Here is an 11908-nt window from a genome sequence, read left to right on the forward strand (position 1 = left end):
GAGCGACCGTTAACGAATCGGAAACCATAACCGAAGCACAACCCTTTTGTGCGGTTCGCGGCCGGTTCGCCGGTCTCAGGGCCAATTGTGCAGGGTTTTGGGCGATCGCCCCTCTCGCACGGAGCTAGCGCTTGGTTCGGTTCGAAAATGTCGGTTTGCGCTACGGGCTCGGCCCGGAGATTCTGCGCGACCTCTCCTTTGCGATCCCCGCGCATTCGTTCCAGTTCCTCACCGGGCCGTCGGGCGCCGGCAAGACCTCGCTGCTGCGGCTGTTGTTCCTGTCGATGCGGCCGACCCGCGGGCTGGTCAATTTGTTTGGCCACGACGTCTCGCTGCTCAGCAAGGACCAGGTCGCCGATTTGCGCAAACGGATCGGCATCGTGTTGCAGGACTTCCGCCTGCTCGACCACATGACCACCTATGAAAACGTCGCGCTGCCGTTCCGCGTCATGGGCCGCGAGGAATCCAGCTATCGCCGCGAGGTGATCGATCTGCTGAAATGGGTCGGCCTCGGCGAACGCATGGACGCGCTGCCGCCGATCCTGTCGGGCGGCGAAAAGCAGCGCGCGGCGATCGCACGTGCCGTGATCTCGCGGCCGCAATTGTTGCTGGCCGACGAGCCGACCGGTAGCGTCGACCCGACGCTCGGGCGGCGCCTGCTGCGTCTGTTCATCGAGCTCAACAAATCGGGCACCGCCGTCATCATCGCAACCCACGACATCACGCTGATGGATCAGTACGAGGCGCGGCGGCTGGTGCTGCATCAGGGACGGCTGCACATCTATGAGTAGGAGCGGCGACGAGCAGGTCTCATTGGTGGATCTCGGGCGCGAACGCCCGCAGCTCCCGGCCACGGCACGCAACATGTCGCCGATCGTGCCGCGCGCCTCGATCTCGGGGCGCGCGCTGGTCGCGGTCGTCGCGATCATGACCTTCCTCGCCTCGATCACGACCGGCGCCGTGCTGCTGGTCAGCGCGTCGGCGGCCGAGTGGCAGTCGGAGGTCGCGAGCGAGATCACCATCCAGGTGCGTCCCTCGGCCGGCCGCGACCTCGACCGTGACGCGCAGGCGGCGGCGGATGCGATGCGCGCTCAGCCGGGCATCCTCGAGGTCCGGCCGTTCAGCAAGGAGGAGTCGGCGAAGCTGCTGGAGCCGTGGCTCGGCAGCGGGCTCTCGATCGACGAATTGCCGGTGCCGCGCGTGATCGTGGCGCGGGTGCAGCCCGGCACGACGCTCGATCTCGCCGCGCTGCGCGCCCGGGTGACGCAGGCGGCGCCGACCGCCAGCGTCGACGATCACCGCGCCTGGATCGAGCGCATGCGCTCGATGACCGGCGCCACCGTGTTCGCCGGCATCGGCATCCTGATTCTCGTGATCATCGCCACCATCATCTCGGTCTCGTTCGCCACGCGCGGCGCGATGGCGGCCAACCGCCCGATTGTCGAGGTGCTGCATTTCGTCGGCGCCGGCGACACCTATATCGCCAACCGCTTCCTGCGGCATTTCCTCAGACTAGGTCTCGAAGGCGGGCTGATCGGCGGCGGCGCCGCGATGCTGACGTTCGGCTTCTCCGAATCGATCGCCAACTGGTTCTCCGGTACGCCGGTGGGCGACCAGTTCGCGGCGCTGCTCGGCACCTTCTCGCTGCGTCCATTGGGCTATCTGGCGCTGGCGGCGCAGGCGGCGATGATCGCGATCATCACCGCCTGGGCGTCGCGGCGTACCCTGTTTGCGACGCTTGACGACATCGAGTGACGGCCGCAAGGCGGACGCGTGGCTCCATCGTTTGTGCATGTTCCCAGCGCAAACATCCCGCGACCGCTTGCGGAAAAACCGGTTTCCACTTTTCCTGATCATGCTTTAAAACTGGCAAGGGAAGGAACAGCCGCATCAGATGAGTTCGCAGACCGACGATACGTCGCCGAACGGCCGTGCCGCGCCCCCGCGGGGCTGGCTGCGCGCGGCCGTCGTCACGTCGCTGGCGCTGGTCTTCGTCGTCGCGGCCATGGGATTCGTCGGCTTTCTCTCGCAACTGCGCGGCGTCGAGACCGATCCGCCCCATGAAGCCGATGGCATCGTGGTGCTGACCGGCGGCTCGTCGCGGGTGTCAGATGCGATGGAATTGCTGGCCGCGGGCTACGGCAAGCGGCTGCTGATCTCGGGCGTGCATCCGACCAACGACGCCAGCGACATCTCGCGCTCGCTGCCGGACAGCCAGCCGCTGATGCGCTGCTGCGTCGATCTCGACCGCTCGGCGGTCAACACCCGCAGCAATGCCGCGGAGACCCGCCGCTGGGCGCATGAGCGTGGCTTCAAGTCGCTGATCGTGGTGACCTCCAACTATCACATGCCGCGTGCGATCGTGGAACTGTCGCATGCGATGCCCGAGGTCACGCTGATCCCGTTCGCCGTGGTCGGCGACAGATGGCGCGACGAGCCCTGGTGGACGAGTGGCGCGACGGTCCGTCTGCTGCTATCGGAATACGCCAAATATGTCGCCGCGGAGATGCGGGTTCGGTTGGCCGATCTCGGCCTCGATTTGACCTCCGATCTCGGCGAGCCTGCGGCCATGCCGCGCCGTCCGACCACGGCGCTGGCCAATTGAACCTGGGACAGAGATGGCTTTGATCTTCCTGCGCTCGCTCGTCTTCAACGTGCTGTTCTATCTGGTGCTGGTGCTGCTGATGATCGTCGCGATCCCGACGCTGCTGCTGCCGCGGTCGGGGGTGATGGTGCTGGAGGCCGTGTGGGCGCGCATCAGCGTGTTCCTGATGCGCGTGATCTGCAATATCAGGATCGAATACCGCGGCGCAGAGAAGATTCCGAAGGGCCCGCTGATCATCGCCTCGAAGCACCAGTCGTTCTGGGAGACCTTTGCGCTGATCCGCTTCTTCGAACAACCGCTGTTCATTCTCAAGCGCGAGCTGATGATGATCCCGGTGTTCGGCTGGTGCCTGAAGAAGGCCGGCATGATCTCGGTCGAGCGCGGCGGCGGTCCGCGCTCGCTGCTCAAGACGCTGAAGCGGGCAGCCGCCGAGGTGAAGCGCGGCCGTCAGCTCGTGATCTTCCCGGAAGGCACCCGCACGGCGCCCGGCGCTGCGCCGAATTACAAGGCCGGCGTCGCCCAGATCTATGCCGAGAGCGGCGTGCCGTGCCTTCCGGTCGCACTCAATTCCGGGCTGTTCTGGCCGCGCAGGACTTTCATGCGCTATCCCGGGACGCTGGTGGTCGAATTCCTCGATCCGCTGCCGCCGGGATTGCCGCGCGACGAATTCCTCAACCGCCTGCGCGAGCAGATCGAAACCGCCACCAACCGCATCGTCGAGGCCGCGCGGGCGGAACAGGCGCAGCTGTTCGGCGTGGTGTCGAGGCCGGCGAAGGGTTAGGTCGTTTACGTCACGCCTGCGCGCTATTTCACCAGCCTGAACTTGCCTCCCTCCACCTTGATGAGAAAGGCGGAGCGCTCGTCGTAGCCGTTATGGTCGGTGGGGCTCATCGTGGAGAGGCCGTTGTTCAGATAGACGTCCTTGCCGCGCTCCAGCTCGTCGCGCAACGCAGCCCGGAATTCCGGCGTGCCGGGCTTGGCGGTCTTCAGCGCGTTCGCCGCCGCCCGCTTGAACAGCGTGACCGCGTCCCACAGATGCGCGGCGAAGATGTTCGGCTTCTGCCCGTTCACCTTCTCGTAGGCCGAGACGAATTCGTCACGCGCCTGACGGAATGGATCGTTCGGCGGCAGATCGTCGGCGATGGTGAAGGCTTCCCCGGTGAACACGGCGCTTTCAACGTTGGCGCCGCCGAGCTTGATGAATTCTTCCGTTGCGACGCCGTGGGTCTGGAATATCTTGCCGGCATAGCCCCGCTCGCGCAGCGCTTCCTGCGGCAATACGGCCGGTGTGCCTGCGGAGGCGATGAATACCGCATCCGGATTGGTCCCCAGCACCTTCAGCGCCTGGCCGGTGGCGCTGGTGTCGGAGCGCGCATAGACCTCATGCGTCGTGACCGTGATGCCAAGCGTCGGCGCGAGCCGGGCGATCTCCTTGTAATAGCCTTCGCCATAGCCGTCCGAGACGCCGATATAGCCGAGCGTCTTGATCCCGGATTTCGCGACGTATTTGAGGATCGCCGCCGCCATCAGGTCGTCATTGGGCACCACCTTGAACGCCCATCTGCGGCGGTCATCCATCGGCTGCACGATCGCGGTGGCGGCCGCCAGCGAGATGATCGGCGTTTTGGATTCCTGGGCTACGTCGAGCATCGGCATGGTCACAGGGGTCAGCGAGGAGCCGATCAGAATGTCGACGCCGTCCTGGATCACCAGACGCCGGGCGTTCTGGGTGCCCTTGGCGGGATCGGATTCGTCGTCGAGCGCAATGTAGGTGACCTTTTCGCCTCCGATTTCTTTCGGAAGCGCCGAGATCGCGCGCATCTGGGGCTGGCCGAGGGCTGAGCCTGGTCCGGACCCGGATGCCACGATCCCGACCTTGATTTCAGCGTTCGCGTTCGAAGCCAGCAGCACCGTGCTCGCGACGATCCAAAGTCCGGCAGCAGCCAGCCTCATTGTCAATCCTCCCCCAGGGCGTCGTTTTTCTGTCCGGCCGAAACTAGCCGGTATCCCCGGTTTCACATAATTGATTTCGCAGGTCCGGTCTGTCCCCCGGATTGGGGACATTGAGCGGCAGCAGCACGGCGGCAGGCACTAGCCTGGTGTCTGCTCAGCCAGCGCTGCGCGCGGCCCGTCGGCGCTGGCGCCAGTGCCGGGCGCGGTCGAGATAGAGATAGACAACCGGGGTGGTGTAGAGCGTCAGGATCTGGCTCAGGATCAGTCCGCCGAAGATCGCGATGCCGAGCGGCTGGCGCAGCTCGCTGCCCTCACCCATGCCGATCATCAGCGGCACCGCGCCGAACAGGGCGGCCAATGTGGTCATCATGATCGGCCGGAAGCGCATTACGCAGGCCTCGAAGATCGCCTCTTGCGACGAGAGCCCGCGCTGCCGTTCGGCGTCGACCGCGAAGTCGATCATCATGATGGCGTTCTTCTTCACGATGCCGATCAGGAGAATCACGCCGATGACAGCGATGATGTCGAACTCGGTGTGCGACAGCATCAGCGCCGCCACCGCGCCGACGCCGGCCGAGGGCAAAGTGGACAGGATCGTGAGCGGGTGAACGTAACTCTCATAGAGCATGCCGAGCGAGATGTAGATCGTCGCAAACGCCGCGAGGATCAGGAACGGCTCGCTCGCCAGCGATTGCTGGAAGATCTTGGCCGCCCCTGAAAATGCGCCATGAATGCCCGTCGGCATGCCGATCTGGCGCATGGCGGTCTCGATCGTCGTGGTCGCCGTGCTCAACGAGACGCCCGGCGGGGTATTGAAGGAAATGGTGCTGGCGACCAGCCCATCCTGGTGGTTGACGGCCAGCGGCGTCTCGCCTTGTTCGAACCGCGCCACGCTGGATAGCGGAATCATCGTCTCCTGGCTGGTGCTGACGGCGGTCCCGGTCGAGGCGACGCCCTTGCCGGTGGCGCCGATCGAATTGGTCGCTTGATTGCGCACCGCATTGGCCGCGACCGAATTGATCGTGGTCGTCTGCGAGCTGGTGGTCACCGTTCCGGCCACTGCGTTGGTGGTCTGCGAGCCGCTCGCCGATCCGCCCGAGGTGCTGATATAGATGTCCTTCAAGGTCTGCGGATTCTGCGAGTAGGCCGGCGCCACCTCCATGATCACGTGATACTGGTTGCGTGCGACGAAGATCGTCGAGACCTGCCGCTGCCCGAACCCATCATAGAGCGTGTTGTCGACCTGGCTGACTGTAAGCCCGAGCCTCGCGACGGCATCGCGATCGATGATCAGATTGGATTGCAGCGCCTTGTTCTGCTGATCGCTGTTGACATCGGCGAGAGCCGGTTCCTTTTGCAGCGCGGCGACGAGCTTCGGCGTCCATTCGTTCAGCTCCTTGAACGTCGAGCCCTGCAGCGTGTATTGATAGGCCGCATTGCCGGAGCGTCCACCGGCGCCGAGATCCCCGACCGATTGCAGGAACAGGGTGGCGCCCGCCACCGTCGCCAGTTGATCGCGCAACCGTTCGATCACCTTGTCGGCGGCCAATTTGCGTTCGCTGATCGGCTTCAGCGAGGCGAACACCGTGCCGGTGTTGGTCGCGCCGCCCGGCCCTGGACCGCCACCGCCGCCGGTGAAGCCCACCGCCGTCTCGACCGCGGGATCCTGTTTGACGAGGTCGATGAACTGCGTGAGCTTCTGCTTCATCAATTGAAACGAGGTGCTCTGATCGGCCTGGATCGACCCGATCAACAGTCCGGTATCCTGCTGCGGGACGAAGCCCTTCGGCACGACCGCGTAAAGATGGAAATTCAGGTAGAGGGTCGTAGCAAGGATCAGCATCACCAGGACCGGGTGATGCAGCGCGATCGCGAGCGTCCGCCGGTAGCCGTTGAGCATCAGATCGAAGATGCGCTCGCTGCTCAGGTAGATCCGTCCGTGCGGCCGGCCGCGATCGCTGCGCAGCAGCACCGCGCACATCATCGGCGTCGTCGTCAGCGAGACGACGAGCGAGATCACGATGGCAATCGTGATGGTCATGGCGAATTCGCGGAACAGGCGGCCGACCAGGCCGCCCATCAGCAGGATCGGAACGAACACCGCGATCAGCGATACGCTCATCGACAGCACGGTGAAGCCGACCTCGCGGGCGCCGAGCAGCGTGGCCTCCATTCGCGCCATTCCGGCGTCCATGTGGCGGGTGATGTTTTCCAGCACGACGATGGCGTCATCGACCACGAATCCGGTCGCCACCGTCAGCGCCATCAAAGAAAAGATGTCGAGGCTATATCCCATGAAATACATGACGGCGAATGTCGCAATCAGCGACACCGCCACCGCCACCACCGGCACCAGCGTCGCCCGCGCGTTGCGCAGGAACGCGAACACGACCAGGATCACCAGCGCGACGGCGATCAGCAGTGTGATCTCGACGTCGTGCAGCGATGCCCGGATGGTCTTCGAGCGGTCGACCGCGAGGGTGATGTCGATAGCGGGTGAGACCGAGGCCTTGAGCTGCGGCATCAGCCCCTTCACGTGGTCGACCATGTCGATGATGTTGGCGCCGGGTTGGCGATACACGATCATCACGACCGCCGGCTTGCCGTTGGCAAGGCCGACCGTCCGCACATTCTCCACGGAATCGATGACGTTGCCGACGTCGGTGAGCCGCACCGCGGCCCCGTTGCGGTAGGCGACGACCAGCGGCTTGTAGTCCGAGGCTTGCCTCGCCTGATCGTTGGCATAGAGCTGGTAGCGCTGGGCTCCGACGTCGATACCGCCTTTGGGGCTATGGGCATTGGCGCTGGCGAGCGCGGCGCGGACATCCTCCAGCCCGATGCCGTATTTGAACAGCGCCGGAGGGATCAGTTCGACGCGCACGGCGGGGAGCGATCCGCCGCCGACCGAGACTTCGCCGACACCCTCGACCTGCGACAGCTTCTGGGCCAGCACGGTCGAGGCGGCGTCATAGAGTTCAGCCGGCGTCAGCGTATCCGACGTCAAGGTGTAGATCAGGATCGGCGCCGAGGCGGGATTGAACTTGCGATAGGTCGGATTGCTGCGCAGGTTGGTCGGCAGGTCGGCGCGCGCCGCATTGATGGCCGCCTGGACGTCGCGTGCGGCACCGTTGATGTCGCGATCGATGTCGAACTGCAGGGTGATGCGGGCGGAGCCGAGCGAGCTCAACGAGGTCATTTCAGTGACGCTGGCGATCTGGCCGAGGTGACGCTCGAGCGGGCTTGCGACGGTCGTGGCGACGTCGGCAGGGCTGGCGCCGGGCAAGGTCGCCTGCACCTGGATGGTCGGAATATCGACATCGGGCAGCGGCGAGACCGGCAGCTTGAAAAACGCGATGGCGCCTGCCACCACCAGTCCCAGCGATAGCAGGGTGGTAGCGACCGGACGGCGGATAAAAGGGGCGGAGAGATTCATAACCTTCGCGGTCGGCGTCGTTGCGGACCAGCTTCTATCTGTCGGCGCCGCGATGCAAAAGCCTAAATGTCACAGCGCGCCGCCATACGCCCGCCGCGATTGTCGTGCTGTGAGCCGCGGCGCACAGCTCCGTAGGATGGGTAGAGCGAAGCGAAACCCATCGCTTATGGCCGCCGCCACGAAGTTGGTGGGTATCGCTTCGCTCCACCCACCCTGCGCAGGAGCGTGTCAGGCGAGATCGATTCCGCCGCCCCCCGCACGCGCATCCCGATGCAGTCCGCCCGCATCATGCAGCATCACCGCGAGCTGGTGCAGGGGCGCGTCGCGAAAACCCTGCTTCTCGATCGAGGCCACAGTCGAGAGCACATAGTCGCGATTGTTGCCGGAACGGCCGTGGCCTTGCTGCACGAAGCGCAGTTGCTCCGACAGCGACAGCCGTCCCGCATACTGCACATGGCCGCGATCGACCACGTAGGCCAGCGCAGCGACCCGCTGCCGCGCCTCGTTCTCGAGCCACACCGAGCGCGTCACCTCGCGATAGACGTTGGTGGTCTGCTCGCGCGCGCGCAAATAGGCGATCGTGTCGTTGCGAAGTGTTGCTGCGACACGAAACGCGATGCCGCGGCAGGCGCCGCCGCGGTCGAGCCCGAGCACCAGGCCGGGCTTTTCCGGCGTGCCGCGGTGATCGAAGGAATAGACGCACAGCGCGCGATGCTCGCCGATCAGCCGCGCCGGCACCTGTTCGATGAACTCAAAGCCCGGCTTCCACATCAGCGAGCCGTAGCCGAACACCCAGAGGTCGCCGTCGGACAGGTCAGGGGAGGGGGCGTTTGCAGGCATTGCGGTGACGGGCTATCAGAACATCCGGGGGAAACGAAGTGAATTCCTGGCACTTTCGGCGCCGCTTTGCCGCTTCGATTTTGACAAATTCGCACGCCAAAGGACGCCGCATGTCGGATATGACCATTGCATCGCGCCGGCGCTCGCGTTTCGGCCTCTATTTCGTGCCCGTCCTGGTCCTCATCGCCGCGGTGGCGTGGAGTGGATTCTGGTTCTACGCTGCCTCCCAGGTCGGCGTGCAGGCCGACGCCTGGCGCGCGCAGGAGGCGAAGGCCGGCCGGGTCTACGACTGCGGCAACCGCTCGGTGGCGGGTTACCCGTTCCGGCTCGAGATCCGCTGCGCGGACCCGAGCGTGATGCTGGTCTCGCAAACCGCCTCGCCGCAGACATCGTTCGTCGCGCGGCTCGCCGAGATCCTGGTGGTGGCGCAGATCTACGATCCCAAGCTCGTGATCGCGGAATTCAAGGCGCCGGCCACGCTCGCCGAACATGGCGCGCCGCCGTCCTGGTCGATCAACTGGAGCAAGGGGCGTAGCAGCGTGGTCGGTCTCCCGGCGGTGCCGCAGCGCGCCTCGCTTGACTTCGATGATCTCGCCATCGACCGGATCGGCGGCGGCGCGCAGACGCCATTGGCGCGCGCCGGCCATATCGAGCTGCACGGCCGCCAGGTCGACGGGCCGACGCCGGATAGCCCTGCGATCGAAACCGTGCTGCAGATCGCTGATGGCACCTTGCAGGATGTGCATCCGCTGCTGACCCAACCGTTCAATGCCGACATCCATGCGCGACTGAACGGGCTGAAGGACTTTTCGCCGAAACCGTGGCCGCAGCGCTTCCGCGAGATCCAGGCCGCCGGCGGCAGCATCGAGATCATGCAGTCGCGGATTGAACAGGGCGATCTGCTCTCGGTCGCCGCCGGCACGCTGCGCCTCAATGCCCAGGGGCGCATCGACGGCGAACTGCAGATGACGGTCGCCGGCCTCGAGCGCGTCATCCCCGCGCTCGGCATCGACAAGATGCTCGACGACGGCGTGCCGCAGGCGACACTGGATCGCGTCGCGCCGGGCGTGAAGAGCCAGGACATCAGCAATCTGTTCGGCGCGCTCGATCGCGCGATTCCCGGGCTCGGCAAGGCGATCAAGCAGAATGCCAATGCCGGCCTGACTGCGGGCATCAATTCGCTTGGCATCAGCGCTACGCTCGAAGGCAAGAAAGCCCGCAGCTTCCCGCTGCGCTTCGCCGATGGCGCGGTGTTCCTGGGCCCGCTGAAGGTCGGGCAGATTCCGCCGCTGTTTTGAGCGTCATCCCGTGACGGGGCGGGTGCGACAAAGTAACCCGACGGGCAACTCAGTCAAACCGGTCAAGCCCCTTCGACAAAATGTTTCCGTTTATCGTAATTGAAAATCAGTGTATGAATTGACCCGTCTCACCCGATTGAGGGGCGCGTCGCGATCGTCACGAGTGTTGCGGTGAGATGCGGTGGACGCTTATTGCGCAACTGACGAGTGCGCATGCAGCGGACGGCGAAGTCGTGCAGGCCTGACGCCCTAGTGGCAGGTGTCCTGTCAGCGAGAGACTAGCGTTCCTGCTGACGGCGGTGACAAGAAAGCCCAGTCTCACCGGGGAGAGTACGTATAAGCCGGAAGACCATCGCGCAGGGAAGGCCGGGTTGTTCCCGGTTACACCTGTGGTCCTACCCCGGTGCTTTTTGTTGCACCGGGCCCATGGGTGCAATCGGCACCCGGCTTTCCCTGCGCCCTCTGCAAGATGAGAGGGCAAACGAAATGCAAGACTCGGACAAATCATGTCGCGAGAACGCGAAGCTGCGTCCCACCTACAACTGTCATCGCCCGGCCTTGTGCGCAATTGCGCACTGGGACCGGGCGACCCAGTACGCCGCGGCCCATCAGCTCAATCATAACTGTCTCTGGAATACTGGATCACCCGCATGCGCGGGTGATGACACCGCGATGTTTGGCCGTGAATCGAGAACAATCCCCAACGCCGTTCCGGCCTTCGCCGGGACGACGGCGTGGATGCGGCGCGACCTGCGTACCCTACTTGGGCCTGGCTCCCGCGACCGGCTTCTTCGTCGTATCTCCCGCCCCAGCATCCGCCTTCGGCGCGCGCAGCGCGGCGGCGGCGAGCGAGACCACTTCGGAGATCTGCTGGAGCTGGCCGGCAAGCGGGCTGCTCTTGCGCCAGACCATGCCGATGGTTCGCGAGGGCTGCGGATTCTTGAAGCGCGACACCGACACCGGCGCCGAGCGCGTCTCCACCGCGACGGCCATTTCCGGAATCAGGGTGACGCCGATGCCGGCGCCGACCATCTGCACCAGCGTCGACAGCGAGCTCGCATCCAGCACCTCGCGCGGCGGCGAGGATTGCATGTTGCAGAACGACAGCGCCTGGTCGCGGAAGCAATGACCCTCCTCGAGCAGCAACAGCCGCATCTCGCGCAGCATCTCACTCGACGGCACCGGCGTTCCCGCAGCTTCGCCCGGCCGCACCAGCAGGAAGCTTTCGGTGAACAGCGCGGCCTCGGTCAGCGACGGTTCCGACACCGGCAGCGCGACGATCGCGGTGTCGAGCCGGCCCTCGGCGACCTCCTTGATCAGCTTCGGCGTCAGCGTCTCGCGGACATGGATGTCGAGTTCGGGATGCAGCCGCGCCAGATTCTCGATCACCTTCGGCAGCAAATAGGGGGCTATCGTCGGGATCATGCCAATGCGAAGCCGGCCGGCGAGCTTGTCGCGCGAGGCGCGCGCGAAGTCGCCGAGCTCATCGACCGAGCGCAGGATGTCGCGAACCCGATGCAGCAGCTCCTCGCCGAATTTGGTCAGTGCGATCTGGCGTGCGCCGCGCTCAAGCAGCGCGCCGCCGACGGCCTGCTCCATTTCGCGGATCTGCATCGACAGCGCCGGCTGCGAGATGGCGCAGGCCTCTGCCGCGCGTCCGAAATGGCCGTGGCGGGCCAGCGCATCGAAATAGCGAAGTTGCCGCAGTGTGACGTTTATCATCAGATTATCTTATCGAAGCGATCATTAAAGTCAATTTCCCCTGATGTATTGGAGCGC

At 65.0% G+C, this 11908-nt stretch carries 9 protein-coding genes; 5 read left to right on the forward strand and 4 right to left on the reverse strand.

Annotated elements, in window-relative coordinates; genetic code table 11:
* Positions 1–131: 131 nt before the first annotated feature.
* The 4 genes from ftsE to ACP2YO_RS05730 all read left to right on the forward strand — a co-directional run bounded on the left by ftsE (position 132) and on the right by ACP2YO_RS05730 (position 3386).
* Complete coding sequence (gene ftsE / locus ACP2YO_RS05715) at positions 132–791, forward strand: cell division ATP-binding protein FtsE (protein WP_426439861.1); 660 nt, start codon at positions 132–134, stop codon at positions 789–791.
* The gene (locus ACP2YO_RS05720) at positions 784–1755 is read left to right on the forward strand and encodes a cell division protein FtsX (RefSeq protein ID WP_426439863.1); all 972 of its coding nucleotides are present in this window, start codon (positions 784–786) and stop codon (positions 1753–1755) included. The genes ftsE and ACP2YO_RS05720 overlap by 8 nt, the downstream gene beginning before the upstream one ends.
* Positions 1756–1894: 139 nt before the next feature.
* Positions 1895–2605: a YdcF family protein gene (locus ACP2YO_RS05725; RefSeq protein WP_426439865.1), complete on the forward strand. Its 711-nt coding sequence runs from the start codon at positions 1895–1897 to the stop codon at positions 2603–2605.
* 13 nt (positions 2606–2618) lie between these two features.
* Positions 2619–3386 (forward strand): lysophospholipid acyltransferase family protein, encoded by a 768-nt coding sequence (locus ACP2YO_RS05730; protein ID WP_426439867.1) that lies wholly within the window; start codon positions 2619–2621, stop codon positions 3384–3386.
* Between the two features lie 23 nt (positions 3387–3409).
* On the opposite strand, the gene ACP2YO_RS05735 is transcribed toward ACP2YO_RS05730, so the two are convergent.
* The 3 genes from ACP2YO_RS05735 to ACP2YO_RS05745 all read right to left on the reverse strand — a co-directional run bounded on the left by ACP2YO_RS05735 (position 3410) and on the right by ACP2YO_RS05745 (position 8831).
* A complete protein-coding gene (locus tag ACP2YO_RS05735) occupies positions 3410–4558 on the reverse strand; it encodes an ABC transporter substrate-binding protein (RefSeq protein ID WP_426439869.1) in 1149 nt (382 codons plus the stop codon).
* A gap of 154 nt (positions 4559–4712) precedes the next feature.
* Complete coding sequence (locus tag ACP2YO_RS05740) at positions 4713–7991, reverse strand: efflux RND transporter permease subunit (protein ID WP_426439871.1); 3279 nt, start codon at positions 7989–7991, stop codon at positions 4713–4715.
* A 228-nt stretch (positions 7992–8219) separates the two neighbouring features.
* Positions 8220–8831 carry a gamma-glutamylcyclotransferase gene (locus ACP2YO_RS05745; protein WP_426439873.1) on the reverse strand — a complete coding sequence of 204 codons (612 nt, stop codon included), beginning with the start codon at positions 8829–8831 and terminating at the stop codon, positions 8220–8222.
* A 110-nt stretch (positions 8832–8941) separates the two neighbouring features.
* Here ACP2YO_RS05745 and ACP2YO_RS05750 point away from each other — a divergent pair, with 110 nt between their 5' ends.
* Positions 8942–10129 (forward strand): DUF2125 domain-containing protein, encoded by a 1188-nt coding sequence (locus ACP2YO_RS05750; protein WP_426439875.1) that lies wholly within the window; start codon positions 8942–8944, stop codon positions 10127–10129.
* A gap of 759 nt (positions 10130–10888) precedes the next feature.
* Here ACP2YO_RS05750 and ACP2YO_RS05755 read toward each other — a convergent pair.
* Positions 10889–11851, reverse strand: coding sequence for a LysR substrate-binding domain-containing protein (locus ACP2YO_RS05755; protein WP_426439877.1), 963 nt, complete (start codon positions 11849–11851; stop codon positions 10889–10891).
* Positions 11852–11908 lie beyond the last annotated feature (57 nt).

The organism is Bradyrhizobium genosp. P (genome assembly GCF_049949265.1).
Lineage (GTDB): Bacteria > Pseudomonadota > Alphaproteobacteria > Rhizobiales > Xanthobacteraceae > Bradyrhizobium.

Bases quoted from the DNA above. Each gene is read 5' to 3' on its own strand.
- ACP2YO_RS05720 (WP_426439863.1), top strand. From the start codon at position 784: ATGAGTAGGAGCGGCGACGAGCAGGTCTCATTGGTGGATCTCGGGCGC.
- ACP2YO_RS05755 (WP_426439877.1), bottom strand. From the start codon at position 11,851: ATGATAAACGTCACACTGCGGCAACTTCGCTATTTCGATGCGCTGGCC.
- ACP2YO_RS05730 (WP_426439867.1), top strand. From the start codon at position 2,619: ATGGCTTTGATCTTCCTGCGCTCGCTCGTCTTCAACGTGCTGTTCTAT.
- ACP2YO_RS05725 (WP_426439865.1), top strand. From the start codon at position 1,895: ATGAGTTCGCAGACCGACGATACGTCGCCGAACGGCCGTGCCGCGCCC.
- ACP2YO_RS05740 (WP_426439871.1), bottom strand. From the start codon at position 7,991: ATGAATCTCTCCGCCCCTTTTATCCGCCGTCCGGTCGCTACCACCCTG.
- ACP2YO_RS05750 (WP_426439875.1), top strand. From the start codon at position 8,942: ATGTCGGATATGACCATTGCATCGCGCCGGCGCTCGCGTTTCGGCCTC.
- ACP2YO_RS05735 (WP_426439869.1), bottom strand. From the start codon at position 4,558: ATGAGGCTGGCTGCTGCCGGACTTTGGATCGTCGCGAGCACGGTGCTG.
- ACP2YO_RS05745 (WP_426439873.1), bottom strand. From the start codon at position 8,831: ATGCCTGCAAACGCCCCCTCCCCTGACCTGTCCGACGGCGACCTCTGG.